Here is a 26,537-nt window from a genome sequence, read left to right as displayed (position 1 = left end):
TGGGAGTCACTCTCTCCGTGCTGGTGGTCGGTGATCGGCACGCGTCAGCGGTGCGTGGGGTTCAGTGCTCGGCGGTGAGCAGATCGGCGAGGACGTCGGCCAGGGCCTCGGCACCCCGCTCGGCGTCGGCGTCCTCCACGTGCTCCTCCGGGGAGTGCGACACCCCGGACGGGTTGCGGACGAACAGCATGGCGGTGGGGACATGGGCGGCCAGGACGCCTGCGTCGTGACCGGCCCCCGTCGCCAGGACGGGGACCCCGGGCAGCTCGTCGAGCAGTCGGTCGCGGAACACCGGGTCGAAGGAGACCGAACCGCTGAGCGACTCCTGCACGATCGTGCTCCCACAGCCCTCGTGCGCGGCCGCCATCGAGGCCGCCTCCGTGATCTCGTGGACGATCCGCGCGGTCACGGCGTCGTCGGGGTGGCGCACGTCCAGCCAGAGGTCGACGCGGGAGGCGATGACGTTGGTTCCGCCCGGGGTGGGGACGATCCGCCCGACGGTGGCCCTGGCCCCCCGGTGGACGCGCGCGATCCGCCGGACGTCCAGCACCGTGCGGGCGGCCGGGATCATCGGGTCCCGGCGATCCGCCAGCAGTGTGGTGCCGGCGTGGTTGCCCTGGCCGGTGAAGGTCAGCCGCCAGCGGCCGTGACCGATGATCGACGACGCCACCGCCACCGGGCTGCCCAGCTCGATCAGACCGCGGCCCTGTTCCACGTGGAGTTCGACGAAGCGCCCGATGCGTCCCAGCGCCTCGTCGTCACGGCCCAGGGCGGTCGGGTCCACCCCGTTGGCCGCGCACAGCTCGGCGTAGGTGGTGCCGTCGTCGTCGGTCAGTCCCGCCGCGGTGTCCGGGTCCATCGCACCGGTGAGCAGCAGCGAACCCAGACACGCCCGCCCGAACCGGGAACCCTCCTCCTCCGGGAAGACGGTGAGCGCCAGGGCCCGCCGCGGCTGCAGATTCCGGGCCCGGAGCAGGTCGACCGCCACCAGCGCCGAGGCCACGCCCAGTGGGCCGTCGAAGGCCCCTCCCCCGGGCACGGAGTCCAGGTGGCTTCCGGTGACCACCGCGTCCTCCAGCGGGTGGCGGGCCGGGTTCCACCAGGCCCAGATGATCCCGTTGCGGTCGGTCTCGGTGTCCAGGCCGCGTGCGGCCGCCTCGGCCAGGAACCACTCGCGCAGCTCGAGCTCCGCGACGGAGTAGACGGGGCGGCTGTACCCGCCCCTGGACGGGTCGGTGCCGACGTCCGCGATCGCGGACATCAGCGAGGTGACGGTGGTGGCGACCGATGTCGTCATGTCGTGCTCCTCGGGGTGTCGGAGGGTGGAGACGGGATGGGTGTGCCACGGCCCCGATCGGGGTGGCGTGAGTCAGGTGCCGCGGTCTGCGGCGCTGGGGTGCCGCGGTACGGCGGTTCAGCGGTTCGGCGGTTCGGGGGCCCGGCGGTTCAGCGGGTCAGCGGTTCAGCGGGTCAGCGGTTCTGCGGAACGGGGCCGTTCAGCCGTCGACGCCGTCGGGGTAGGCCGTCACGGAGAGGAATCGGATGGGCAGCTCGAGCATCGCCACCGGGCCGTGGACACCCTCGCCGTCGAGGAGCAACGAATCCCCCGGGCGGAGGCGGTACTCCGACTCGGCATGGTGGTAGATCATGTCGCCGGAGAGCATGTAGAGCAGCTCGGTGCCCGGGTGCTGGAAACGTGGATGCGCCTCCGACTCGGCGGTCAGGGTCACCAGTACCGGTTCGATGCGCTTGTTGGACCCACGCAGCGCACCGAGCAGCTCGTAGTCGTGCCCCGCCGACGTGCCGCGTCCGACGATCGTGGCGCCCTGACCGTCGGGGGTGAACACCGCGTCGCGCCTGGTGTCCGCGCCGCGCAACAGCGAGGTCACCGGGACGTCGAGGCCGGTGGCCAGCTTGGCGAGCATGTTCAGGGAGCACGACGTCTGCGCGTTCTCGATCTTGGACAGCATCGCCTTGGAGATCCCGATCCGCTGAGCCATCTCCGCCACTCCCAGGCCCTCGCCCAGGCGCAGCCTGCGGACGTGGAAACCGATGATCCGCTCGAGATCGTTGCCGGTCGGCACGTCCACCGGGAGCTCACGCGGCGTCGCCTGGTGGACGACCCTCCGCGCGTCGTCCCGGCCGGCTCCCATGTCCTCGACGGTAGTCATCGACTCCCCCTGGCGGAAGTCCGAACCCGTCACCGGCGCCGGGCTCGGCACCGTCCGGTCCCCCGATGCGACGGTCATCTACATCTCCCGCCCCGCGCGACCGGGGATCCAGTCGGTCCCGGCCAACGGCACCCGCGCCATCGCGGCGGCCTCCATCGTCAGCGCCACCAGGTCGTCGGGTTCCAGATGGGTCAGGTGCGACTTGCCGCACGCCCGGGCGATGGTCTGCGCCTCCATCGTGAGCACGTGAAGGTAGTTGGCGAGGCGTCGACCGGCCGCCTCCGGGTCCAGCCGCCGCGCCAGCTCCGGATCCTGCGTGGAGATGCCGGCGGGGTCGCGGCCGTCCTGGAAGTCGTCGTAGAACCCCGCCGCCGAACCGAGCGCGCGGTATTCCTGCTCGTACCGGGGATCGTTGTCCCCCAGCGCGATCAGCGCAGCCGTCCCGATGGCCACCGCGTCCGCGCCCAGCGCCATGGCCTTGGCCACATCCGCACCCGAGCGGATCCCGCCGGAGACGACGAGCTGCACCTTCCGGTGCATGTCCATCTCCTGGAGGGCCTGCACCGCCTGCGGAATCGCCGCGAGCGTGGGGATACCCACGTGCTCGATGAACACGTCCTGCGTGGCCGCGGTGCCGCCCTGCATGCCGTCCACCACCACCACGTCCGCGCCGGCCTTCACCGCGAGCTTGACGTCGTAGTAGGTGCGGGTGGCACCGACCTTGACGTACACCGGCTTCTCCCATCCGGTAATCTCGCGCAGCTCGAGGATCTTGATGGTGAGATCGTCGGGGCCCGTCCAGTCCGGGTGCCGGCAGGCCGAACGCTGGTCGATCCCCTTGGGCAGCGTCCGCATCTGCGCCACCCGGTCGGAGATCTTCTGCCCCAGGAGCATGCCCCCACCGCCGGGCTTGGCGCCCTGCCCCAGGACCACCTCGATGGCGTCGGCCTTGCGCAGGTCGACGGGGTTCATCCCGTATCGCGAGGGCAGGTACTGGTAGACCAGAGTCGAGCTCTGACCGCGCTCCTCCGCCGTCATGCCGCCGTCGCCGGTGGTCGTGGAGGTGCCCGCGGCGCTCGCCCCGCGCCCGAGGGCCTCCTTGGCCTGCGCTGACAGTGCCCCGAAACTCATCCCGGCGATGGTCACGGGGATGTCCAGGTGAACAGGCTTCGAGGCGTGCCGGGTGCCCAGGGTGATGTCGGTGTCGCAGCGTTCGCGGTAGCCCTCGAGCGGATACCGGGACATCGAGGCGCCCAGGAAGAGCAGGTCGTCGAAGTGCGGGACCTTGCGCTTGGCGCCCCACCCGCGGATGTCGTAGATCCCGGTCGCCGCGGCGCGCTGGATCTCGTGGATCACCGAGCGGGGGAAGGTGGCGGACTCGCGCAACGTCGGGTCGTCGACACCGGCGGGGATCTGCGCGTGGGTGGCCTGATCGGATCGGATGTGGCCGTCGAAGGGCATGTCGGGCTCCTGTCGGGGATGGCGGCGGGGCGGTCAGTAGGCGGAGGCGTTGTCCACGTCGAAGCTGTAGAGGGTGCGGGCCGAGCCGTAGCGCCGGAACTCACCGGTGGTGACCCCGGTGACGCCGGCCCGGTCGAGCAACTCGCCGAGCTCGGTGTGGTGTTCGGGTCGCATCTCCTTCTCGACGCAGTCCGCGCCGAGGGACTCGACCCGGCCCCGCACGTAGATGTGGACCTCGTAGAGGGAGTCACCGAGCGCGTCGCCGGCGTCACCCAGGACCACCAGGCGTCCGGCCTGGCCCATGAAGCAGCTCATGTGGCCGATCGACCCGCCGACGACGATGTCCACCCCCTTCATCGAGATGCCGCACCGGGCACCGGCGTCTCCGCTGATCACCAGCAGGCCGCCGTGGGCCGTCGCCCCCGCCGACTGCGAGGCCGACCCGGTGACCCGCACCGTCCCGGACATCATGTTCTCGGCGACCCCGACCCCCACGTTCCCGTTGACCGTGACGTGGGCGCCGTCGTTCATCCCTGCGGTGTAGTACCCGGTGGGCCCGTCGATCACGATCTCGTCCGGGTGGTCCAGACCCACGGCCAGCGCGTGCGCCCCCCTCGGCTCGGTGAGCAGATATCGGCCGGTGCCGTCGGACTCCTGGAGGATCCGGTTGGTCTCGCGCAACCCGGTCTCCCGGACGTCGATCACCTGCGAGGGTGTGGTCCGCGCATACCCGTCGGGTGTGAGGTCCTCCGGCGCGTAGGCCTGTTCCGGCATGACGGTCATCGTTCTTCCTTCCTGGTGGGGTGTCCGCGGTGCTGTGGTGGTGCCGGGGCCGCGCCGGTGGGCGGGTTCAGCGGTGCCGGTGTCAGCGGTGCCAGTGGTACACGCGGCCGGGTTCGGGCTCGTAGAGGTGCGCCTCGTCGATGCCCGGCAGATGCGCCATCGCCCGGTACTCCGAGGCCATGGCCACGTAGCGGTCGGTCTCGGCGATCACGGCCGGCTTGCAGGCGATCGGGTCCCGGAACACCGCGAACTCCTCGGCGGTGGACACCAGCAGCGTGTAGAAACCGTCGAGGACGCCGGCCATCTCCGCCAGTGCCTGGTCGATGCCGGCCCCGAGTGCGATCTGCGCCGCCACGAACCGGGCGGCGACCTCGGTGTCGTTGAGGGTGTCGCAGTGGATGTCGCGCCGGGCCAGTTCGCGCCGCACCGAGGCGTGGTTGGAGAAGGACCCGTTGTGGACGATGCACTGGTCCGGGCCCACGGAGAAGGGGTGGGAACCAGCCGGGGTGACGGCGGACTCGGTGGCCATCCGGGTGTGCCCGACACCCTGCCATCCGGAGGCTCCCGGCAGTCCGAAACCCGCGGCCAGGTCCAGCGGCAGGCCGACGCCCTTGAGGACGGCGAGCTCGCTTCCCAGCCCCACCAGGACGGCCTCCGGGACGGCGGCGCGCACAGCGGAGGCCAGGGCCTCGGGGCCGGTCCCGGTCCCGGCGGACAGGAGCACGGTCGCGCCCAGCTCACGACCACGCACCTCGCACCCCAGGTGGGTGCCGACACGCGAGGACAGGGTCAGCGCGTCGACGCCGTCGGCCAACACGGTGACGGTGGCCGATCCGGCCGGGGTCCAGTCGGGGTTGCCGTAGACGGCGACTCCCGCCGAGTCCGAACCGCGGTCGGTCATCTCGCCGAGCATGGTGGTGAGCAGGTCGCCGAGCCGGGGTTCGAGGTCCGGGTCGCGCAGGTGGAGTCCGACGATGCCGCACATGGGGTTCTCCTGGTGATGTCGTGGTCGGGGGTCGGGGGTCGGGGGCTGGCGGCCGACGGGCCTGGCGGCCCACGAGCCGCCACCGCGCCTCACAGCGCGGTCAGGTACTCGTTGATCTCCCACTGGGTGACGGTGTTGTGCCAGGAGGTGAACTCCTCGCGTTTGAGGTCGGCGTAGTACTCCGCCACGCCGTCGCCGACGATGTCGAGGGCGGCTCGGACCACCTCGTCCCGGGACATCTCCTCCACGGCGTGCAGGAGCGTCGGCGGCAGGGTGTGGGTGGTCTCCGTGACCGTGGCCGGGGGGCCGGGGTCGAGGTCCTTCCGCACGCCGTCGAGGCCGGCGGCCAGTTGCACCGCCACGGCCAGGTAGGGGTTGGCCGAGCCGTCGCCGCCGCGGAGTTCGACGCGGTTGCCGTCGGGGACGCGCAGGTAGTGGGTCCGGTCGTTGCCCCCGTAAGTGGCGTCGGTCGGCGACCAGGTGGCCCCCGACGCGGTCGTGCGCGCCCCGATACGTTTGTAGGAGTTGATCGTGGGGCACAGGACCGAGTGCATCCCCGAGGCGTGGGCGAGGACTCCGGCGATGAAGGAGTACGCGGTGGGCGAGAGTCCGAGCCCGTACGGGTCGTCACCGGCGGCGGGGAAGACCGGGTCCCCATCGCGCCACAGGGACATGTGCAGGTGCATCCCCGATCCCGTGCGGTCGGTGAACGGCTTGGGCATGAAGGTGGCGATCATGTCCCGCTGCTCGGCCAGCATTGAGATGATGTAGCGCAGTGTCATGACCCGGTCGGCGGTGACCATCGCCTCGTCGTAGGCGAAGTTCTGCTCGAACTGCCCGTTGCCGTCCTCGTGGTCGTTGGCGTAGTTCGCCCAACCCAGCACGTTCATCGCGTCGGAGACACCGGCCAGGTGTTCGTACATGCGGGTCACGCCGCGGGCGTCGTAGCACGGGTGGGACTCGTCGTCCTTGGGGTCGGCGGTGCGCAGGGACCCGTCGGCGTTCTTGCGGACCAGGAAGTACTCGACCTCCGCGCCTACCTTGAGTTCGAGCCCGTCGTTCGCCGCGTCCGCGAGCATCCGGCCCAGGATGACGCGCGGCGCGAATCGCCACGGCTCCCCGCTCACCCAGGGGTCGCAGTGCACCAGGGCCAATCCGGGTTTGACGAAGTCGAGGGTGGTGAAGGAGCGGGGGTCGGGGACCACCAAGAGGTCGGGATCCCTGGGCTGTTGACCGATCGCGTCGGCGGCGTACCCGGCGAACCCGAGCTCGCCGGCCTCCAGCTGATCCACCGCGGAGGCCGGGACGAGCTTGGCGCACGGCTTGCCCCGGAGGTTGGTGAACACGGCCAGGACGAATCGCGTCCCGGAGTCCGCGACCAGCCGGGCGAGGGTGCCGGGAGCGGATTCGGGGGCCCGGTCGGGGTCGAGTGTCGGGAACGACGACTGCCTGCTCGCGCCGTTCGCACGGTCGGCGACCCCGACGGAGGGGTCTGCGGTGACTGTCATGACGTCTCCTGATCCGTGGGTTTCTGCGTGGTGATCAAAATGTACTGTCACTAAACCCCGCTGTGGTTACCGCTGTGTTACGTGTTCGAGCTCGCCAGAATGGCTGTCGTAGTGCAGGTTTCGTCGAAACACCCGCCCCCGGCACTGTGCGGCTCCGGTGCGGTAACCGAATGGCAACCGTCGCGGTACCTGGCAGAAAGCAACCCCGGATCACACTGTGAAACGCACGATCCCAACGTCGCCCCGCTCCCGGTGGCCTCAGAGAGAAGAGAGAATGATGGACGTAGCCATAGCGGCGGCCGACACCGCCTGGGTTCTCGCGGCCATGGTCGCGGTGGCATTCATGGTCCCCGGCCTCGCCCTGTTCTACGGCGGTATGGTCAGCATCCGCAGCACGCTCAACATGATGATGATGACGATCGGCGCGGTCGCCGTGATGGCCGTGCTGTGGGTCCTGGTCGGCTACTCACTGACCTTCGGCAACTCCATCGGGGGCGTCGGACTTCTCGGCGACCCGCTCGAGTACCTGGGGCTGAGGGGCATCATGGCCGAGCCCGAGACCCCGGGCCTGCCGCCGGCACTGTTCGCCGGTTTCCTCCTGCTGTTCGCGGGGATCACCGTCGCCCTCGTTGCCGGCGGCGTGGCGGACCGGATGCGCTTCTCCACCTGGTTGGTGTTCGCGATCGTGTGGCCGGTGCTGGTGTTCTTCCCCGTGGCCCACTGGGTGTTCGCGTTCGACTCCGACGACGGTTCGGTCACGGGTGGCTGGATCGCCAACAACCTGGGCGCCATCGACCTCGCGGGCGGCACCGCCATCCACATCAACGCCGGCGTCGCGACGCTCGCCCTGGTGCTCGTGCTCGGCCGACGCGCCGGATTCCCCACGATCAGCAGGCCACACAGCGTTCCTCTGACCTTCCTCGGCGCCGGCATGCTGTTCGCCGGCTGGATCGGCTTCAACGCCGGCTCCGCGGTCGCCGCGGGCAACACCGCCGCCGTGGCCGCGCTCAACACCGTGGTCGCGGGCCTCTGCGGCGCCCTGGCCTGGATGATCACCGAGCAGGTCCGTGCCAAGCACCCCACCACTCTGGGCGTGGCCTCGGGCCTGGTGGCCGGGCTCGTGGGCATCACCCCGGCCGCGGCGGCGGTCAGCCCGCTCGGCGCCATCGCGATCGGGCTCATCTGCGGCGTGGTCTGCCACTACGCGGTGGGCCTCAAGTACCGGCTCGGTTACGACGACTCCCTCGACGTGGCCGGACTGCACATGGTCGCCGGCATCATCGGCACCCTGCTCATCGGTGTGATCGCCGATCCCGCCTCCCCCGTCGGAGAGGCCGGACTGCTGTTCGGCGGCGGGTTCGGGCAGCTCGGGGCCCAGACGCTGGCCACCGCCGCGGTGCTCGCCTACTCCTTCACCGTGACGCTGCTCATCGCGCTGGTCCTGGACAAGACGATGGGTCTACGGGTCACCGAGGAGGACGAGCTGGAGGGCCTCGACAAGGCCTACCACCGCGAGATGGCTTACTTCCAGGACGGGCTCGAGGGCGACGGACTCGGCACCGACGCCGTGGTCGTGGCCGAGGAGGAGGAGTCGGAGGCGGCCACCGCGTCCCCGCCCACCTCCTCGACCTAGTCAGCCCGTAGCTGCTGCTCACCCCTAACAGCGACGAGGAGGCGGTCCCCTGGTGGGACCGCCTCCTCGTCGTCGTGCCGGGTTCTCCGACCGGTTCTAGCGGCCCGCCCCGACCGGCTGCTCCTTGAGCGCGCCCAGGATGTCGTCGACACGGTCCTTGGCGTCGCCGAACAGCATCTGGGTGTTGTCGCGGAAGAACAGCGGATTCTGGACACCCGCGTAACCCGCGGCCATGGACCGCTTGAACACGATCACATCGGCGGCCTCCCACACGTGGAGCACGGGCATGCCGGCGATCGGGCTGCCCGGGTCTTCGGCGGCGTCCGGGTTGACGGTGTCGTTGGCGCCGATCACCAGGACCACGTCGGTGTCCGAGAAGTCGTCGTTGATCTCGTCGAGCTCGAACACGATGTCGTACGGCACCTTGGCCTCGGCCAGCAGCACGTTCATGTGCCCGGGCAGGCGACCGGCGACCGGGTGCACGGCAAAGCGCACGTCCACTCCCCGCTCGCGCAGGGTGCGGGTGAGGTCGGCGACGGGGTACTGCGCCTGCGCGACGGCCATGCCGTAACCCGGGGCGATGATCACCTTCGAGGCGCCCGCGAGCATCTCGGCCGCACCCGCGACGTCGATCTCGCTGTGTTCCCCGTGGTCCTTGCCCTCGCCCGAGGCGGCCTCGATGCCGAAGCCGCCCAGGATGACGGAGAAGAACGACCGGTTCATGGCCTTGCACATGATGTAGGACAGGTAGGCACCCGAGGAGCCGACCAGTGCGCCGGTGACGATGAGCAGGTCGTTGCCGAGCAGGAAGCCCGTCGCGGCGGCGGCCCACCCGGAGTACGAGTTGAGCATCGAGACCACGACCGGCATGTCGCCGCCGCCGATGCTCGCCACGAGGTGCCAGCCCAGGGCCAGCGCCAGCACCGTGACCAGGGCGAGCATCCACAGTGCCGGGCTGATGACGAACGCCGTGGTGAGCGCGATGAACGCCACCAGGATGGCCAGATTGATGAGGTTCTTGCCCGGCAGCACCAGCGGCGCGGACTTCATCTTCCCCGACAGCTTGAGGTAGGCCACGATCGAGCCGGTGAAGGTGATGGCGCCGATGAACACGCCGATGAACACCTCCGCGTGGTGGATGTCCAGCAGCGAACCGGTGAGTTCACCGTGCAGCTCGGGCTCGAGGTAGCCGTTCCAGCCCACCAGCACGGCGGCCAGGCCCACGAAGGAGTGCAGCAGGGCGATCAGCTCGGGCATCTCGGTCATCTGCACCCGGCGGGCGCGCAACAGCCCGAGGGTCGCGCCGATGAGCACCGCCACCACCATGAGGACGATCCCGATGGTGGCGGGCTGGTGGTCGATCACCAGCGCGACGGTGGCCAGGAGCGCCAACGCCATGCCGGCGATGCCGAAGCTCAGGCCCCGACGGGCGGTCTCGTGCTTGGACAGGCCGGCCAGGGACATGATGAACAGCAGCGCGGCGACGAGGTAGGCCGCATTGGCGGCGGTCACGAGTGACATCTCCTCAGGCTCCCTTCGAGAACATGCCGAGCATGCGGCGCGTCACGGCGAAGCCGCCGAAGACGTTGATGGACGCGACGAGGATCGCGATGGTGGCCAGGACCAGGCCGGCGGTGTTGTCGATCCCGATCTGCAGTAGCGCGCCCACGACTATCACGCCCGAGATCGCGTTGGTCACCGACATGAGCGGCGTGTGCAGCGCGTGGTGGACGTTGCCGATCACGTAGTAGCCGATCACGATCGCCAGGACGAACACCGTGATGTGGCGCGGGATGTCGCCCGGCGCGACGGCCGTGAGCAGGAGCAGCAGCGCCATTCCGGTGGCGATCAGTCCGAGCCTGGCCCCCGCCGAGAGCTTCTTCTTCTCCGGGCGCGGCTCGAGCGGCGCGGCGGCGGCCGCGGCGGGGGCGGCGCTGACCTGCACCGGCGGGGGCGGCCACATGATCTCGCCGCCCTTGGCCACGGTGACCCCGCGTTGGACGACGTCGTCCAGATCCAGCGCCCACCGCCCGTCCTTGTCCGGGGTGACGAGCTTGGTGAGGTTGACCAGGTTGGTGCCGTACAGCTGCGAGGCCTGTGCGGGCAGGCGACCGGCGAGATCGGTGTACCCGATGATCGTCACGCCGTTCTCGGTCACCACGACCTCGTCGGCGACGCTGCCCTCGACGTTTCCGCCCTGGGCGGCGGCCATGTCCACGATGACCGAGCCGCGCTTCATCGACGCCACATCCGCGGCGGTGAGAAGACGCGGGGCCGGCCGGCCCGGGATCAGCGCGGTGGTGATGACGATGTCCACGTCGGCCGCCTGGGCCGAGTACAGGTCCGCCGCGGCGCGGTCGTAGGCCTCGCTGGTGGCCTTGGCATACCCGTCGGTGGAGACCTCTTTCTCCTCATCCGGGACCTCGACGGGCAGGTACTCGCCGCCGATCGACTTGACCTGGTCGGCCACCTCGGGACGCGGATCGGTGGAGCGGACGATCGCCCCCAGGCTGCTGGCCGCGCCGATCGCCGCCAGACCCGCGACACCGGCACCGGCCACCAGCACCTTGGCCGGCGGGACCTTGCCCGCCGCGGTGACCTGGCCGGTGAAGAACCGGCCGAAGTGGTGGGCGGCCTCGATCACGGCGCGGTAGCCGGCGATGTTGGCCATCGAGCTCAGCACGTCCATCGACTGGGCCCGCGAGATGCGCGGGACCGCGTCCATCGCCAGGGCGGTGACCCCGCGCTCGGCGAGGACCGACAGCAGTCGCTCGTTCTGTGCGGGCGCCAGCAGACCGACCAGGGTCGCGCCGGACCGAAGCCGCGCGACCTCGGTCTCGGTGGGCACCGCGACCTTCAACACGACGTCGCTCGACCAGGCCACGTCACCGGAGACCAGGTCCGCGCCGGACTCGGCGTAGGCCGCGTCGGAGAATTCGGCGCGGGTCCCCGCCCCGTTCTCCACCACGACCCGGTAGCCCAGGCCGATCAGCTTGGCGACGGTCGCCGGCGTCGCGGCGACCCGGTTCTCCGCAGCATCGGACTCGGCGACCACGCCGATTACCGAGGGGGCGGCAGCGGTGTCCTTCACCTCGGTCTGCGGGGACATATCGGGGATCTCTTCGAGGCTCGAGGCCATTGGGGTTCCTTCGACAGCGTTGTGGTTCGACAGCGTTGTGGCGAGCCGACGCGCGTGCGCCGACTCAGACAATGTCCGTTCATTACATCGTGTCCGGGTCCCGGCGTGGGATGGTCCGCCGATCACGCCGGGCACCGGTGGGATCCGAGCTGTGGGATACCAACCGTGGGATGCGAGCTCACGGGTGGCGCGGGCGAGAGGGTGATCTCTGCTCCGTCCACCGGGATTGCCTCGCTCTCCGGAGCGTCGGCATGGTGGCGCCGACCTCGGGAGAACTTCTGCGTGAGCCTACGTCACGCCAACAATTGAACCCGATTCAGGTTGGAGACACAAGCCTGCGCGCCGTAGGGGAAAGCCGCCCGGTTGGCACCCGTGGTGACTCGATCAAGAGAAGCGGCCCGCCCCCAATAGGAGTCGGGCCGCTCCTCAGTCGAGCAGAGCTCGGGATAGCTCAGTTCCCACCGACCAGGCCTCCCAGGCTGCTCAGACCTTCTTCTCCTATCGCGTCCATGACGCTACCCAGATCGAGGGAGCCGAAGCTCAATTCGAGCTCGTTGGACGGCGGCCCCGGCTCGTCGATGACGATGTCGGACGGCGACACCGTCACCACGGTCGCCTCGGTGGTCTCGGACGGGGCGATCACCTCGTCCGAGCCGGACGCACCGGAGTAGTCGGCCGTGATCCGGAATTCTCCGCGTTCGGCGAACCGGTGGGTGAACACCGCGGTCGCCTCACCGGTGACCGTGTCAATCACGACCGGAGCCGAGCCGATTGCGTCCCCGTCCCGGAAGAACCACACAGAGCCGAGGTTCTCGGTTCCCGCGTCGGTGAGGTCCCCTCCGTCGAGGCGGGACACCACGGCTGTGATGGTGACCTCGTCGCCTGCGGTGGCCACCGTCTCCAACTCGATGGTGGTGCCCGTGTCGATCTCGGGCAGCGCCTCGACCGTCACCGTGGCGGGGGCGGAGGTGACGGCACCGTAGGTGGTGCCGCCAATCCGGCCACCGTCGAACACGGCGACGATGCGCTTGTCACCGGGGGTGTCGAACTCGTGGCCGGCCAGGACCGCGTTGCCGTCGTCGTCGGTCGTGACGGTACCGATGTCACGACCGTTGGACCGGATGGACACCACGGTGCCGGCCGGCAGCGGGGTTCCGTCTGCAGTCACCGTGGCGGTGATGTCGACGGCGCGTCCGATGAGAACGGCGGCCGAGTCGACGCCTACCGTCACCTCGGGCGTGACCTCGGGTGCGACCTCCACTTCCACCGGTTCGGATTCCGCCGAGCGGTAAATGGTGTCGTAGGTCTCCGTCTCCAGCAGACGGACCGTATAGACGTAGGTCGCGTCGGTGGTGGCGTCGAGGTCATCGGTGAAGGTTGCCGTGACCCCGTCGACGGCGAGAGTGTCGACGACGACGCCGTCGCGCAGGATCTCGACCTCGGCGCCCTCGGGTAGGTCCAGACCGTCACTCGTGTCGATCGCCACGTCGAGCGTAACCGGTAGTCGTCCGTTCTCGACCAGTCCACGCGTCGCGGCCAGGTCGACAGTGCTGGTGACCTCGGATTTCGCCTCGGGCTCGATCCGGACGGTCGTGGTGGAGGTTGAGGCGGCGAACCTCGGTGCATCACCCGAATAGCGGGCCGTGACGTTCTGCGTGATCGGGTCCCGGTTGTCCAGTAGCGGCACCGTATACGGGATGCTCGCCCTACCGTCCGGTCCGACCGGCGCGGATCCGACCGAGGTGCCGTTCACCTCGAACACAATGTCACCGGCGGTGACGCCGTTGCTGCCGTGGACCGCGGACACGTCGGCGGTCAGCGTGGTGTTGGTGCCCTCCTCCACGGTGGCGGGGTTGGCGGTCACCGAGGTGTTGGTGGCCACCGCCGGCAGCGTGAAACGAATGACATTCTCGCGGGTCGGTTGCCAGTTCTGGAGAGTTTCCAGATTGGCGCGGAGCCCGAACTGATGGGTGCTCCCCCCTTGGGCGTCCTCGGGAATGCGGACGCTGAGCCAGCCGGAGCGAGAGCTATCGCGATTGACTAATCGATCAGTCGCGCTCGGCTGCCCACCCCAGTAGTTGGCTTGGCTATGGTCACCAAGGTTGGTCATATTGGAGCCGCCGCCGGATAGACCCGTGAATCCACTCGGCATAGTCACCCCGTAGGTGTTCAGAACCCGGGCCGGGGCAGCAGGTGGCCAACCTTGCCATTCACCATGCGTGTTGGTGGCGGTGAGATCAATTCGAACGTGCCCACCGGGGCGGAGCTGGCTCTGACCCGAGTTGATGGAGGCGTTAAAGGTGAAGTCACCGATGCGAACGGATCCGGTGTTCTGCGCCGCTGCAGTGGGAGCCAGTCCCACCACCAGGGCTATCGCCGATAGGGCGACGACGAGTTTACGAAGCATGATTGTGTCCTTTTCCTGGCCGTCAGCTGCCGAGCGAGCCGGTCAGGCTGCCCGCATCGAGTGAACCGGCGCCATCGCCCATGAGGGAGCCGAGGTCCAGCGAGCCTCCGCCGGGTCCCGGGCTGACGGTGACGTCGTCGCCGCCGGTCCCTTCCCCGATGACGGTGACGTTGGTCCCGCCGGAGACCAGCTCTGTCCCGTCGGCGGCGTGGTAGGTGAACTGGAGGAACTTGGCCTGCGGGTACCCGCTGGTCCAGGTGACGTCCACGTCGGCGATGCCGCGGGTCACGGCGATCCGAACCGGCTCGCCCTCGGCGTCCAGAACGGGCTCCCCGTTGTTGCTGACCGTGAGGTAGCCGTTAAGCGTGGCCGAAGAGGCCGTGTCGTCCGTCGGAGCCACCACCACGCGGAACGCGGTGGTCTCTCCTGCCTGCACTTCGCCATCGGGGCCGGTCACCGTCATGGACAGTGCATCTTCGTTGATCGTCGACGCCTCAACCCGAACCGTGTGCACCGAGGTGTGCGGCCGGAGGACCCGAATATCGGTGGGGGTGAACTCGATAGCGACCTGTCGATCCGTGGCGGCTGCTGGTGGGAACGCAAGGTCGATGCGGCCCTCGCCGTCGACGATCGCCACATCGGCGGCAACGACCCGGCCATCGATCCGCACGTCAGCCACGCCTTCGGCCCCGGCCGGGGAGACGACGATCGTGTACGGGGTGGTCTCACCGGGCTCGGCCCGGGCGGGCCCGACCAGCTGCGAGTCGGTGGCGACGGCGTCGAGGATCTGGAGTGTCCCCGCGTCGGTTGCCCGGGACTGTTCGGTCCCGGCCGGGTGGTAGGTCGCGAAGACCTCCACATCGCCCGCACGTCCGAAGACGAACTCGGCGCTTGCGCGTCCGTCCACGACGTCAACGATCTGCGTCTGCGAACCGGCCATGAACTCGACCCGCCCCTGAGGGTCCTCGGTCCCCTCGGCCGGATTGATGACGGCCTCGAAGGTCACCGGGTCGGCTACGTAGGCCGGCGTGTCCAACCCGTTGAGGACCAGCGTGGTGCTGGTGCTCTCCTGTACGACGATCGAGGCGGTTGCCGTGGCCGATGCGTAGGCAGAAGTCGCGGAAGGGGTAAACACCGCTTCGACCTCGGCGGGCCCGACTTCGGTGAAGGTCAGGCTGGTCGTGGCCTGGCCGTCACGGACATCCACGGTGCGCTCCTGACCGCCCCCGGTGAAAGTGACGGTGCCACGGGCCTCGCTGGGCAGGCTCACCGACAGCGTGGTTCGGGTGTTCGCGTCCGCAGTCGCGGGCGCGCTGAGGGTCATTTCAGTGGCGAGTCGCTCCACAGTGACCGGAAGTTCAGAGACCGCGGTGGCGTATCGGGGGTCCGTCGGGGTGAAGATCGCGCGCACCGGACCTTCGGGCTGCGAGGTGAAGGTGAGTTCCGCACGAGCCTCGCCGGAAGATACCGGGACGGTCACGCGCTGGCCTCCGCTGACAAAGGTGACCTCGCCCGGGATGTTCGGCTCGACGGTGGCGATGAACTCGGCAGGGGTACGCAGGTACACGGTGTCGGGGCCGGTGAGGCTGGCCGAGGTGGGAAGACCCACGATCTCCACGGTCTTCATAGCCGCTGCATTCTGGTCGATCGGCGCCGTGGACGACCCTCTCGGGCTGCAAAAACCGGGGACCCACTGCGTACCGAGAAGCGGCACACTCGCAGACGCGAGCAGCGTGAGGAAGCTTGCCGGGTTCGGTCCGTAACCTGCTGCGTTGCCCTGTGTGCGTACACCGATCGCGGCGTTTCCGGCGCGTTCAGCCTCAAAGGTGAGCGTCACCCGGGGGAACTCGAAGTCCAGCGAGTTGGCTCCGGCCAAGTTCATACCGAGGCCAGCGTGGCTCGACTGCGAGACGTTGCCGCCGTTACCAATCGTGTTGTGGCCCCTGTTGGTCAGGCGAAGGACGTTGCCGTTGGCATCGGGCGCGCCGCTCTCGTTGACCGTGATTACCTGACCGTCCGCGATGGGAATGTTGCCGCCGCTGAAGTTGTAGCCGAGCAATTTGGTTCCAGCAGGGCGCTGCAGATCCAGCTTGAGTCGAGATGCTCTCTGAAGGCTGACTGCCGAGGGAAGGCTGTCGAGCGCGACGTTGATCGGATCGATCTCGAACGTCACGTCGAAGGTGTCGCCCACGTCGACCGCCTCGGGGGCGGTCACATGGATCTGCACCGGGTTCTGTGGGGTGATGTCCATCGGTCCGCCCATCCCGGCGACGCTGGGCGCGGCGATGTAGCAGGTGGTGGCGAATGATGTGGTTGACCGGGACGTCTGAGCGGTGGCCACCGTCGGGACGGTGGCGACGCCGAGCGTGACGACGACGGCGGAGAACCACGCGAAAACGCGGCGCATGAGATTCCTCGAATGTGGGAGGGCGCGCCCGGAGGGGCTGGGCGCTTGTCTAACTGTCTGAACGGACTATATAGGCCATTCTCAGTCGCGCAAGGGAACTGAGACGAATCGTTCCCACGGGGACGCTCGTCCATCAGCTGCTCCACACCTGTTGTACCGGACGTCGCATCGCGTACCCATTCCGTTAACTGTGTCCGCTCAACCTGGCACTTTGACGTTCCGCGAACGAGCCAAGCACTCCGCAGACCGCCCACTGCGATCACGAGTCCCCGATCGTCACTCACCGTTCGAAGCCTGACCGAAATAGGTTCACTAAGGAGTTTCTACCGCTAAGATGTGGATGAAGATCGTTACTTCGTCGAGATCACGCTCACTAGCCGGCCGGATCGACGCGACTACCGATCACTCAAATCTTCCCCTCGCCGAACCTGTCCGGAGTCTCTCGATGTCAACTGACACCCGCCCAGCCCGGTCTCGCACCGCGGTTCCGACCAATCGAATCGCGCGAGTCGCGATCGTCATGCTTTCGGCGCTCGCGCTCGTGCTCGGGCTCGCGCCTGTGGCCTCAGCCCAGTCGGGTTCCACCCGTCTCGGCGACTTCGACTTCACGGCGACGCTCGCCACCGCCGAAAACAGCCGCCTGCCCGGCGCCACGATTCGGATCAACATGCTCGCGCGTAACCACCAGTCCGGATTTCCCTTCACACCATCGGTCCTGAACACCTACGGCGTGACGATGCCCAGTGGGTTTGTGGGTGTCGGCGGCGGCGGAAATCACATGGGCGGCGTCGGCGACCACGGCCGAGCCCAGAACAACTTCTGGGGCGGGCAGCCCAGCCTCGTCGACCGGTCGGTGGGCCGAGGTAGCACTCGCGACGGGTGGCTGACCATGCGGATCCCCGAGAACACGCAGGGCGGAACCACCTACCAGTTCGGAATCATGGCTCACCTGGGGACCGGCGGCAGTTGGAACGGCCCCACGAACAACGTCATGAGATTCACCGTTCCCCAGGTCGGCACTAGGACCTCGCTGTCCGTCAGCCCCACGGTGATACGCGTTGGCGAAGAGGTCACCCTTACGGCTCGCGTCGACTCCACTGCGGGCAGCAACACCCCCACCGGGCAGGTGAATTTCGCTGTCGGTGGGCAGGATCTCTCCGCCAACGTCAGCAATGGCGTTGCGACCACCACAACGACATTCGATACCGCCGGCAACTTCCCGGTGACCGCATCGTTCAGTCCGACCACCTCGGCAAGGTGGCACAATTCCAACGCCACCGGAACCGTTCGAGTGCAGACCGAAGCCACCCAGACCGATCTGACTCTCGATCCGGTCGAGGTCCTGGCAGGCGGCACCGTCCAGGCCTCCGCCAGCGTCACACCGGCCGGCGCAGAGGGCGAGATCGAGTTCGCCTCGGGTAACACGACCACCATCGTCCCCGTCAGCGCCGACGGCACGGCCACGGCCGAGCTCTCCGCCAATACGACGGGCGAGATGACGGTGACCGCCACCTTCATCCCGACCAATCCACAGCGCTACACCGAGAGCAGCGACAGCCGGACCGTAGACGTGTTCGAGCAGACCTCGACCTCGACCGAGGTTTCTGTGGAGGCGGACCCGGTCCGGGCCGGCCGGGAGACCACGCTGACGGCGACCGTCTCTCCGGAGACCGCAGCCGGGACCGTCGACTTCGTTATCGACGACCAGACCTACCCGGCGACCGTCACGAACGGCACCGCGACACTCGACCACACTTTCGCCACTGCGGGCGAGCACGTCGTCGTCGCCGACTTCACCCCGACCAATACCGACCGCTACCTGGCCAGCTCGGGTCAGGTGACGGTCAACGTCGAGGCGGAGACAACACAGACCACCCTGGCCCTCGACCCGGTCGAGGTCAGCGCAGGCGGGACCATTACCGCCACCGCGCAGATCACTCCGGCCGACGCCGACGGCGAGGTCCGCTTCGACTACGGCGACCAGACCCAGACCGTCGAGGTCACCGACGGTCAGGCCACCACCACCTTCACCGCCGGCAACGCCGGAACGGGCACCATCACCGCCACCTTCCTCCCGGACGACACCGAGCGCTACACCGAAAGCAGTGACACCCAGACAGTCGGGATCAACGCCGAGGCCACCCAGACCGGCCTCACGCTGGACTCGACCGAGGTCATCGAAGGGGGCACTGTCCGGGCAACCGCAAGTGTCACCCCCGCTGGCGCCGAGGGGGAAGTCGAGTTCGCCACCGGTGACACCACCATCAGCGTTCCCGTGGGCGCTGATGGCACCGCCGCCGCTGATCTCGCGACTTCAGCCGCCGGTCAGGTGACGGTGACGGCCACCTTCATCCCTGCCGACCCTGAGCGCTACGCCGGCAGCTCGGACAGTCAGACCGTGAACGTGCTCGAGCAGATCACCACCTCGACCTCGCTCGTCGTCGACGCCGATCCGGTTCGCGCCGGCGAGGAGACCACGCTGACCGCGACCGTCACCCCGGCGAACGCAGCGGGCACCGTCACCTTCACCATCGACGGCCAGGAACTCCCAGCGGCTGTGGTCAACGGCGTGGCCACCCTGGAACACACCTTCACCACCGCAGGCCAGTATCCCGTCACCGCCCACTTCACCCCGACCGATGCCAACCGCTACATCGCCAGCGGGGGCCAGGCCACCGTCAACGTGGAATCCGAGGCGACCCAGACCGAACTGACCCTTGACGCGATCGAGGTCACCGCCGGAGACATGATCCAGGCCACGGCCACCGTGACCCCGGCCGGCGCCGGGGGTGAAATCGAGTTCACCGACGGCGAGACCACCATCAGCGTCCCCGTGGGCGCCGACGGTACGGCCACCACCGTGCTCCCGGCCGAGGCTGCCGGACAGTTGACCGTCACCGCCACCTTCATCCCGGCCAACTTGGAGCGATACAGCGGCAGCAGTGACACCCAGACCGTCGACATCACCGCGGCGGCAACCCAGACCGCACTCACACTCGACCCGGTCCAGGTCACTGCCGGCGGCACCATCACCGCCACCGCCACCATCACCCCGGCCGACGCAGACGGCCACGTTCGCTTCGACTACGGCGACCAGACGCAATCCATCACGGTCAGCAACGGCACCGCCACCGTGGACTTCACCACCGAGGCAGCCGGAACAGACACCGTCACCGCGACCTTCCTGCCCACCGACCCGAACCGCTACAGCACCAGCTCCGACGCGGAGACGGTCAACGTCGAGGCCGAGGCCACCCAGACGGAGCTCACCGTGGGGGCCGACCCCCGCGCCGGTGAGGACACCACACTGACCGCCACCGTCACTCCGGCAGGCGCGGCCGGCACCGTGACCTTCACCATCGGCAACGATGAGTACGCCGCCACCGTGAGCGACGGCGTGGCCACCCTTGACCACACCTTCACCGCCGCAGGCACGTACCCGGTCGGAGCGACCTTCACCCCGGCCAACACTGACCGCTACAGCGGCAGCGCGGCCCAGGCGACGGTCGACGTCGAGGTAGAAACCACCACCACCGCACTCACACTCGACCCGGTCCAGATCACCGCGGGCGGCGCCATCACCGCCACCGCCAACGTCACCCCGGCCGACGCGAACGGCCACGTTCGCTTCGACTACGGCGACCAGACCCAGACCGTCACGGTCAGCAACGGCACCGCCACCGCGGACTTCACCACCGAGGCAGCCGGAACAGGGACCATCACCGCCACCTTTGTCCCCGTCGACAGCGAGCGCTACACCACGAGCTCAGACACGGAGACCGTCAACGTCGATGCCGAGGCCACCCACACCGCGCTCACGCTGGATGCTGCCGAGGTGACCGTCGGCGAGACTGTGACGGCCACGGCCAGCGTTACGCCGGCCGGTGTCGGGGGCGAGATCGAGTTCACCGCCGGGGGCACCAGCATCAGGGTTCCCGTCGGTACGGATGGCGTCGCAGTGACTGAGCTCCCCGCCACCGCGGCAGGCCAGCTGAGCATCACCGCGACCTTCATCCCGTCCGACACGGACCGCTACAGCGGCAGCACCGACACCCGCGCCGTGGTGGTGCAGGCCGACGCCGTCGCTGAGGTCACGAGCCTCGCGCTCGACTCCGGGACGGCCGAGGCGGGCGCGGAGGTCACCCTCACCGCCACAGTGGACCCCGCCGACGCCGAGGGAACCGTCCGCTTCACAATCGACGGCGTCGAGCGGATCGTTCCGGTGATCGACGGCGTCGCCACCCTGGTCCACGTCGCCGGGGAGCGTGGCAGCTACACGGTCCGGGCCGAGTTCCTCCCGACGGATCCCGAGGCCTACGCTCCGAGCACCGCCACCGAGACGCTCACCGTGACCGACGAATCGGACCCCGGGACCGATCCGGGAGTGCCGGCCGCCGGTTCACTCAGCCTGATCGGGCTGATCGGGCTGATCGGCTCGATAGGCTCGGCCGGCGTGGGCCTGCACAGCGCGGTCTCGCTCGGGTCGCTGGGCAGCTAGAGGCCCGGTTCGTCCCCGCTGCCTGCTGCCGCAGGGACGAACCGAAATTCCGCTCGTGCGACCAGCGGGCTCCCGATAGAGAACAAGGACGGTGAGGCCGACGAGTCCCGCCCGCGCACTATTCGCCAGTCCGAACCGGCTCCGTCGCCGGAGGGCCACGACCATTTCCACCCTGCACCCACCCACTCACCAGGAGCTCCCATGAGTTTTTCTCGAATCGCCACGCGTGTCGCCGCAGCCCTAGCCGCCTCCGCGGCGGTCACCGTCGGCGCCGCCGGTATCGCCTCTGCAGCCACCGCCAGCTACAACGTCGACGGGAACGCCGTCTCGGCCACCTTCAAGGCCGGGCTCACCGCCCCCGTCGACGGATGCGTCGCCGTGATCGCCGAGCGCGACGATGCCCAGGGCATAGCCGACATGATCAAGAACATCAGCTTGGACAACATCGTCGGCACTCTCTCCGGTGAGAGGACCACGGTCCTGCGTACCGACTCGGGCAACCCCGTCGCCTTCCCTGTGGTGACCCGTCCGGTCACCCTGTCCGCCGAAGACGTCCCGACCGGCGTGCATTCGCTCATCACCTACTGCGCCACGGACAACGTCCCGGTCACCAGGACCATCGCCGTCGGTGGCGCCGAGAACCCCATGGGGAGCATTGTCAGCGAGGGGCCGGCCCTCATCTCCTCTGGGATGAACTTCTTCTAGAGTCCGTTTCTAGGGTCCCAGACTAACCGGCACCCTAGAAACGTGGAATGCCCCGAATCCTGGAGAACCAGCATTCGGGGCATTTCTGTGGTGAGGAGTTGAAACGTCGAGCACTGGGGTGGTTTTCACGCGGCGAAACCGCAAGGTTTGCCCGAAAGTTCCGCAAGGATCACTCCACGTGGTTACGAGACCTGACCTGCAGCTTTGTGCCCTGAGTCGCGATCTTCCGCCACATCCGACAGTCAACGCCGATTCTGTCGGCGCTGTTGCACACCGGCCGAGATCGCGCCGTAGGCGTGAGCTGCCGAGGATGCCCGGAAAGTACCGCTTGGATCGCCTGTGACGGACGCGGCTGGGCCCCGGCCGTCGTTTGACGGTCGGGGTCCAGCCGGCTGAGGGGGTAGGTCAGGTCAGGATCGATATGGTTTGCGCGTGGCCTTCCGTCCGAGGGCGCGGTCTGTCAGCTTGAAGTTCCGTTCGATCACGTCCGTGTGGTCTGGTTTGAAGGGTCAAGCCCCTAGTAGTGGTGTAACTGGTTTTTGATCCTTCGTTGGTGATCAGGCGGGTAGTTGCATCAGTGGATCGGTGGTCACCTCCGTCGTCGAGCTGGTGCCGGTGGTCAGTGTGAGTCGGCAGCGGGCCAGGACTTCGAGTCCGAGGTAGCGGCGTCCTTCGGCCCATTCGTCGGTCTGCTCCGCCAGGACTGCGCCGATGAGGCGGACGATGGCCTCGCGGTTGGGGAAGATGCCCACGACGTCGGTGCGGCGGCGGATCTCGCGGTTGAGTCGCTCGGTGGGGTTGTTGGACCAGATCTGTCGCCAGACGTCGTCGGGGAACGTGGTGAACGCGAGGAGGTCCTCGCGGGCATCGCCGAGGTGGTCAGCCATGTCGGGCAGCCTGCCGTCGGCGTATTCCAGGAGCCGGTCGAACTGCTCGTGTACCGCGGTGGCGGTGGGCTGGTCATACACGCTGTGCAGCATCGCCTTCACGGCCGGCCACATCGACTTGGGGCACACGGCCATGAGGTTGGCCGCGTAGTGGGTGCGGCAGCGCTGCCATGCGGCTCCCGGCAAATTCGCCGCGATCGCCTCGACGAGCCCGGCGTGGGCATCGGAGGTCACCAGTCGTACCCCGCCCAGGCCGCGGGCGACCAGGTCGGCGAAGAAGGTGTTCCACGAGGCCTTGGTCTCGCTGGTGGCGACCTGCATGCCCAGGACCTCGCGGTGGCCGTCGCCGTTGACGCCGGTGGCCAGCAGGACGGCGGCCTTGACGACCTGGTTGCTCTCGCGGACTTTGATCGTCAGCGCGTCGGCGGTGACGAAAGTGAATGGCCCGGCCTCGTCCAGGCGGCGGTGCCGGAACGCGGCGACCTGCTCGTCGAGGTGTTCGGCCATGCGGGAGACCTGCGACTTGGAGAGCGAGTCGATGCCCAGGGTCTTGACGAGTTTGTCCATCCGGCGGGTGGAGACCCCGGCCAGGTAGCAGTCCGCCACGACGGTGATCAGCGCGGACTCGGCCCGCTTGCGGCGTTCGAGTAACCACTCGGGGAAGTAGCTGCCCGAGCGCAGCTTCGGCACGGCGACGTCGACGGTGCCGACGCGGGTGTCCAGGGGCCGGTGGCGGTAGCCGTTGCGCCGGTTGGTGCGCTCGGCGGTGCGAGCGTTCCATTCGGCGCCGCACACGGCGTCGGCGTCGGCGGACAGCAATGCGTTGATCATGGTCTGCAGCAGCTCACGCATCAGATCCGGTGATGCATCGGATAGGGCTTGGCCAAGCAGGCCTGCAGGGTCGACAATATGGGGTGCGGTCATCGCGATGACTCCTCGAGGATTCTTTAGACGGTTGACTCGAAGGATCACGCGGTGGCCGCTCTACATCCGTCAACGACACGGATGTCGGAGACGATCTCGGCCACCGAGTTACACCACACTATGGGGCACTACTGTTTGAAGTTCCGCTGAAGCTTGAGGTTGCTGACTGCGATGGCGATGCCGATCTGCAGCATGAGCAGGGGTTCTCTGCGTGGTCCGACGTTGGTGCGTTTCACCGCGGTTACGCAAGGGTGCTTCAGGTGAGCGAACCTACTTTCGGTCCGTGACCGGTAGGTATCGAGGATGCTCTGGTATTCGAAGCTGCCTGGTGTCGGCCCGGGTTGGAATGACGACAGTTGCCGCTCGCTGAGGGTGACGGTTACTTCTGACTGACAGCACTGGTACCGGCTGGGGTCCCAGTCCGGCGCCGCCAGTGGTTTGGTGTGGTCGCCGTCGAGGCTGTGCGGTTTGAGAGGGCATCGCACGCGGCCTTGTTCAGCCGGGCATTGGAGCCTGCATTTCCACCTGAGGTCCTTCGCCTCTCCCGGTAGGCGGGCGGCTCGCTTGATGTCACGGAGCCGCGGGCGATCCAGGCGTCCCATGACGAACGGGAGGCGCTCGGCAAGCATCTTGTCGTACCGGTCCAGGCCTGCGGGATCTTCGTTGATCTGTCGGAGCCGGTGAGTCGGGTTTCCGACGAGTCGATCCATTGCAGCTGGACAGTAGAAGTCTCCCCATGCCAGCACCGGCCCGGGCAGCGTTGGTGCCTTCTGGTCACGGATCTCCTCTGTGGGCCATACCGAGGGAAGGATGAAGGTGGTGCGGCGTCCTGCGTGCTTGTCTGACTTCGGATACCGGTGGATGCGATCGATCCGGCGGGTCAAGAGGAAGTGCGCCAATTCGGGCTTAGCGCGATAGCCCATGTCGACTCCCAGAAGTCGATTTCGCTGGCGCGATCTGGGCTTCGGCGTTTGCGGCCAGCCATCGATTCGCTCAAGGCATCGCATTAATGCGGCTGCGTCTCCTGATGTGGGCCCGCCGACTTCCACCGCCAGGATGGTGCGGGGTACAGCCCCCGGTGCGCGGATGGGCCCAATCGCCATCACCGCGGTCACCCCGATGCCGAAGGCCATTTTTCGGGTTCGCGTAGCCGAGGCACCGTCGCCGCGAACTTCGTTGTTGTCCTGGCGGATGTAGAAGCGTGCGCGAGAAACGGCCGACTTGATCTTGTCGGGCTTCGATCCCATGCCTTCTCCTACAGCGGCAAGGTCAAGGATCGTCTCGTCGGCAACCATGTCACCGCGCCACCTCGCCAATCCAGGCCAGTCGATCGATGCTGCAATCAGGCTGTTGACGAGCTCACCCGCACGGAGGTTGCGTCTGCTCGCCAATGCGCGCTCATCTGGGGTCCGGGCTGCGAGCGCGGTAGCAAAGTCGCCGTTGCTCATAGTCCGTGCAGGCAGGTCCCAGAACGAGTCGATACAGGTCACTTGCGCGTGTAGCCAGGCCCGAAACCTAGCTTCTTCCCGATTCTTCGGATCGTCATCGAACGCCGCGCGCGCTTCACTATTGATCGTCATCCCCACCGTGCTCAATTGGAGGTCGGTCAGTGAATAGATGGTTCGGAGGATCTCCCGCACGGTCGTGGTCACCCCGATTTCTGGAATCAGGACCATTGCGACCAGGACGGCCTGGAGGGTGAATTGAGGGTGGCGGTGTGCCGGTCGTTGCACGATCCCGTCTTCTCGCTGCCAGGCGGTGATCATCCCCACTGCGTTAGACCGAGATACGAGATCAACTGCTGCGCTGACACTGCTGTTGCGATAGCGACCGGCGTCGGCCTCTTTCCCGTTCGTCATTTCGAATCTCCCTGCTTCGCGTGATCAATCAGGCGGAGGGTGTCTGCGATGCTGTAAGCGCGAAGCGAACATTCGATATCGATGAACACTTCGGTGTTCCACGTGTCGGCCATCCGTAGCGACACCGCCAGGGGAAGAGCGAGCTCTGCCAAGCGCAGCAGCCAGAGGTAGCGAAGAGCGCGAACCGAGAATTGGATATTGACGCCACGCTTGCGCATGTGCTCCTGGGCTCGGTTTAACGCGTTCTTATCAGGGGAGCCGATCAGCAGGCCACTTCCGACTGCCTCGGCACGGGCGGACAAGTACTCACCGGCATCAGGGTCCAAGGCCGGGACAATCCGCTCCCGGCCCTCGCGATTGACTAGCCTGACGATGATGCGCTCCTCGCCGTCGACAGTCTCGCTATAGACGTCGCACCCTCGCAGTGCGCGCAGTTCGCTCTCTCGCCCTCCCACCGCCAGACCGAACGCGATGCACAGCTGAGCCTTGGTCCTAATTCCCTCTGGGGCCACGGACAGGACGTGCCGTGCTGCCGCAAGGTCTGCTTCCGTCAGAGGAGAGAATCGTGAATGTCGCGGTACCGGGCCCGGACCACGCGGGGGCCCGAACTCCAGAGGGTGCAATTGTCGCGCGGCCTCAACGAGGCGACCGCGCCGGCTGCGGATGCTCCCCGCTGGGCTGCCAGCCGCGATCTCTCGTGCCGCCCAGCGATCGATCTCAGCGGCGCGCAATGCAGCCTCGGGGTCGAGATACCCGCGCCCGTCGGCCCACGAGGCCAAATACCGGGCCAACTCGCCCAACGCCGTCACGTCGTTGCGGTCCATCAGCGGTGGGGGCGCTGCTAGCCGAAGTCGCAGTGCGTGCTTGCGAGCCTCCACCGCCCACGGCCCCTCCACTTGCACGGCGGCCCGACCAAGCCGCGCCCGCCTGTCCTGTGTCGCGTTAGGTGAATCGGCAGCGACGTCGAACTGACTGACGAAAGAAGGTCCTGCCGCGGAAACTACCCCAGTCGTCGATTGACGAGGCCACCTACCCATGGGATCTGACCCCCTGGACAGCGGCGACACGCCGGGAGCGAACATTGACTGCGAATTCTGCGTACGTCAACATAGACGTAGCTCCTTTCGAAGGAGTCGTGAACTGAAAGCGGTGCACTCGCATCGCGTCCGG

At 67.9% G+C, this 26,537-nt stretch carries 16 protein-coding genes; 3 read left to right on the top strand and 13 right to left on the bottom strand.

All coding sequences use genetic code 11. From position 1 onward, the window contains the following. Positions 1-61: 61 nt before the first annotated feature. From A6048_RS00330 to glnT, 6 genes are all read right to left on the bottom strand, one after another. Positions 62-1,297 carry an allantoate amidohydrolase gene (locus A6048_RS00330; RefSeq protein WP_107747732.1) on the bottom strand — a complete coding sequence of 412 codons (1,236 nt, stop codon included), beginning with the start codon at positions 1,295-1,297 and terminating at the stop codon, positions 62-64. A 199-nt stretch (positions 1,298-1,496) separates the two neighbouring features. After that, positions 1,497-2,153 carry a helix-turn-helix domain-containing protein gene (locus A6048_RS00325; protein WP_107748048.1) on the bottom strand — a complete coding sequence of 219 codons (657 nt, stop codon included), beginning with the start codon at positions 2,151-2,153 and terminating at the stop codon, positions 1,497-1,499. Positions 2,154-2,249: 96 nt separating this feature from the next. Further along, positions 2,250-3,632, bottom strand: a complete 1,383-nt coding sequence (locus A6048_RS00320) for an FMN-binding glutamate synthase family protein (RefSeq protein ID WP_235027661.1) — start codon at positions 3,630-3,632, stop codon at positions 2,250-2,252. 33 nt (positions 3,633-3,665) lie between these two features. Next, on the bottom strand, positions 3,666-4,406 hold the full coding sequence (locus A6048_RS00315; RefSeq protein WP_412523698.1) for a GltB/FmdC/FwdC-like GXGXG domain-containing protein: 741 nt from the start codon (positions 4,404-4,406) through the stop codon (positions 3,666-3,668). Between the two features lie 91 nt (positions 4,407-4,497). Beyond that, positions 4,498-5,400, bottom strand: coding sequence for a class II glutamine amidotransferase domain-containing protein (locus tag A6048_RS00310; RefSeq protein ID WP_107747730.1), 903 nt, complete (start codon positions 5,398-5,400; stop codon positions 4,498-4,500). Between the two features lie 89 nt (positions 5,401-5,489). Continuing rightward, the gene (gene glnT, locus A6048_RS00305) at positions 5,490-6,908 is read right to left on the bottom strand and encodes a type III glutamate--ammonia ligase (protein WP_107747729.1); all 1,419 of its coding nucleotides are present in this window, start codon (positions 6,906-6,908) and stop codon (positions 5,490-5,492) included. A gap of 277 nt (positions 6,909-7,185) precedes the next feature. Here glnT and A6048_RS00300 point away from each other — a divergent pair, with 277 nt between their 5' ends. After that, positions 7,186-8,541, top strand: coding sequence for an ammonium transporter (locus A6048_RS00300; RefSeq protein ID WP_107747728.1), 1,356 nt, complete (start codon positions 7,186-7,188; stop codon positions 8,539-8,541). 96 nt (positions 8,542-8,637) lie between these two features. Here the strand turns inward: A6048_RS00300 and pntB are convergent, their stop codons facing one another. The 4 genes from pntB to A6048_RS00280 all read right to left on the bottom strand — a co-directional run bounded on the left by pntB (position 8,638) and on the right by A6048_RS00280 (position 16,494). After that, on the bottom strand, positions 8,638-10,062 hold the full coding sequence (gene pntB, locus A6048_RS00295; protein ID WP_107747727.1) for a Re/Si-specific NAD(P)(+) transhydrogenase subunit beta: 1,425 nt from the start codon (positions 10,060-10,062) through the stop codon (positions 8,638-8,640). Between the two features lie 4 nt (positions 10,063-10,066). Next, positions 10,067-11,650: a Re/Si-specific NAD(P)(+) transhydrogenase subunit alpha gene (locus tag A6048_RS00290; RefSeq protein ID WP_107748046.1), complete on the bottom strand. Its 1,584-nt coding sequence runs from the start codon at positions 11,648-11,650 to the stop codon at positions 10,067-10,069. 481 nt (positions 11,651-12,131) lie between these two features. Next, positions 12,132-14,087: an Ig-like domain-containing protein gene (locus A6048_RS00285; RefSeq protein WP_107747726.1), complete on the bottom strand. Its 1,956-nt coding sequence runs from the start codon at positions 14,085-14,087 to the stop codon at positions 12,132-12,134. Positions 14,088-14,109: 22 nt separating this feature from the next. Next, positions 14,110-16,494: a hypothetical protein gene (locus A6048_RS00280; protein ID WP_107747725.1), complete on the bottom strand. Its 2,385-nt coding sequence runs from the start codon at positions 16,492-16,494 to the stop codon at positions 14,110-14,112. A gap of 520 nt (positions 16,495-17,014) precedes the next feature. Here A6048_RS00280 and A6048_RS00275 point away from each other — a divergent pair. After that, the gene (locus tag A6048_RS00275; RefSeq protein ID WP_159110257.1) at positions 17,015-20,992 is read left to right on the top strand and encodes a beta strand repeat-containing protein; all 3,978 of its coding nucleotides are present in this window, start codon (positions 17,015-17,017) and stop codon (positions 20,990-20,992) included. A 201-nt stretch (positions 20,993-21,193) separates the two neighbouring features. Then, the gene (locus tag A6048_RS00270) at positions 21,194-21,697 is read left to right on the top strand and encodes a hypothetical protein (protein WP_107747723.1); all 504 of its coding nucleotides are present in this window, start codon (positions 21,194-21,196) and stop codon (positions 21,695-21,697) included. 557 nt (positions 21,698-22,254) lie between these two features. On the opposite strand, the gene A6048_RS00265 is transcribed toward A6048_RS00270, so the two are convergent. From A6048_RS00265 to A6048_RS18145, 3 genes are all read right to left on the bottom strand, one after another. Further along, complete coding sequence (locus tag A6048_RS00265; RefSeq protein ID WP_107749438.1) at positions 22,255-23,508, bottom strand: IS256 family transposase; 1,254 nt, start codon at positions 23,506-23,508, stop codon at positions 22,255-22,257. 128 nt (positions 23,509-23,636) lie between these two features. After that, complete coding sequence (locus A6048_RS18150; RefSeq protein ID WP_159110193.1) at positions 23,637-25,367, bottom strand: hypothetical protein; 1,731 nt, start codon at positions 25,365-25,367, stop codon at positions 23,637-23,639. Beyond that, entirely contained in the window at positions 25,364-26,191 is an 828-nt protein-coding gene (locus tag A6048_RS18145; RefSeq protein ID WP_146166404.1) for a hypothetical protein, read from the bottom strand. Before A6048_RS18145 ends, A6048_RS18150 begins: the two co-directional genes overlap by 4 nt. Positions 26,192-26,537 lie beyond the last annotated feature (346 nt).

This window comes from Dietzia psychralcaliphila (assembly GCF_003096095.1).
In the GTDB taxonomy this organism is placed as follows: domain Bacteria; phylum Actinomycetota; class Actinomycetes; order Mycobacteriales; family Mycobacteriaceae; genus Dietzia; species Dietzia psychralcaliphila.
The sequence above is the reverse complement of the archived record's forward strand: the minus strand, read 5'-3'. Positions and strand labels throughout refer to the sequence as shown.

What these genes read in the sequence shown, in the direction of transcription:
- A6048_RS00330 (WP_107747732.1), bottom strand. Translation starts at nt 1,297, where the DNA reads ATGACGACATCGGTCGCCACCACCGTCACCTCGCTGATGTCCGCGATC.
- A6048_RS00325 (WP_107748048.1), bottom strand. Translation starts at nt 2,153, where the DNA reads ATGGGAGCCGGCCGGGACGACGCGCGGAGGGTCGTCCACCAGGCGACG.
- A6048_RS00320 (WP_235027661.1), bottom strand. Translation starts at nt 3,632, where the DNA reads ATGCCCTTCGACGGCCACATCCGATCCGATCAGGCCACCCACGCGCAG.
- A6048_RS00315 (WP_412523698.1), bottom strand. Translation starts at nt 4,406, where the DNA reads ATGCCGGAACAGGCCTACGCGCCGGAGGACCTCACACCCGACGGGTAT.
- A6048_RS00310 (WP_107747730.1), bottom strand. Translation starts at nt 5,400, where the DNA reads ATGTGCGGCATCGTCGGACTCCACCTGCGCGACCCGGACCTCGAACCC.
- glnT (WP_107747729.1), bottom strand. Translation starts at nt 6,908, where the DNA reads ATGACAGTCACCGCAGACCCCTCCGTCGGGGTCGCCGACCGTGCGAAC.
- A6048_RS00300 (WP_107747728.1), top strand. Translation starts at nt 7,186, where the DNA reads ATGGACGTAGCCATAGCGGCGGCCGACACCGCCTGGGTTCTCGCGGCC.
- pntB (WP_107747727.1), bottom strand. Translation starts at nt 10,062, where the DNA reads ATGTCACTCGTGACCGCCGCCAATGCGGCCTACCTCGTCGCCGCGCTG.
- A6048_RS00290 (WP_107748046.1), bottom strand. Translation starts at nt 11,650, where the DNA reads ATGTCCCCGCAGACCGAGGTGAAGGACACCGCTGCCGCCCCCTCGGTA.
- A6048_RS00285 (WP_107747726.1), bottom strand. Translation starts at nt 14,087, where the DNA reads ATGCTTCGTAAACTCGTCGTCGCCCTATCGGCGATAGCCCTGGTGGTG.
- A6048_RS00280 (WP_107747725.1), bottom strand. Translation starts at nt 16,494, where the DNA reads ATGCGCCGCGTTTTCGCGTGGTTCTCCGCCGTCGTCGTCACGCTCGGC.
- A6048_RS00275 (WP_159110257.1), top strand. Translation starts at nt 17,015, where the DNA reads ATGCTTTCGGCGCTCGCGCTCGTGCTCGGGCTCGCGCCTGTGGCCTCA.
- A6048_RS00270 (WP_107747723.1), top strand. Translation starts at nt 21,194, where the DNA reads ATGAGTTTTTCTCGAATCGCCACGCGTGTCGCCGCAGCCCTAGCCGCC.
- A6048_RS00265 (WP_107749438.1), bottom strand. Translation starts at nt 23,508, where the DNA reads ATGACCGCACCCCATATTGTCGACCCTGCAGGCCTGCTTGGCCAAGCC.
- A6048_RS18150 (WP_159110193.1), bottom strand. Translation starts at nt 25,367, where the DNA reads ATGACGAACGGGAAAGAGGCCGACGCCGGTCGCTATCGCAACAGCAGT.
- A6048_RS18145 (WP_146166404.1), bottom strand. Translation starts at nt 26,191, where the DNA reads ATGGACCGCAACGACGTGACGGCGTTGGGCGAGTTGGCCCGGTATTTG.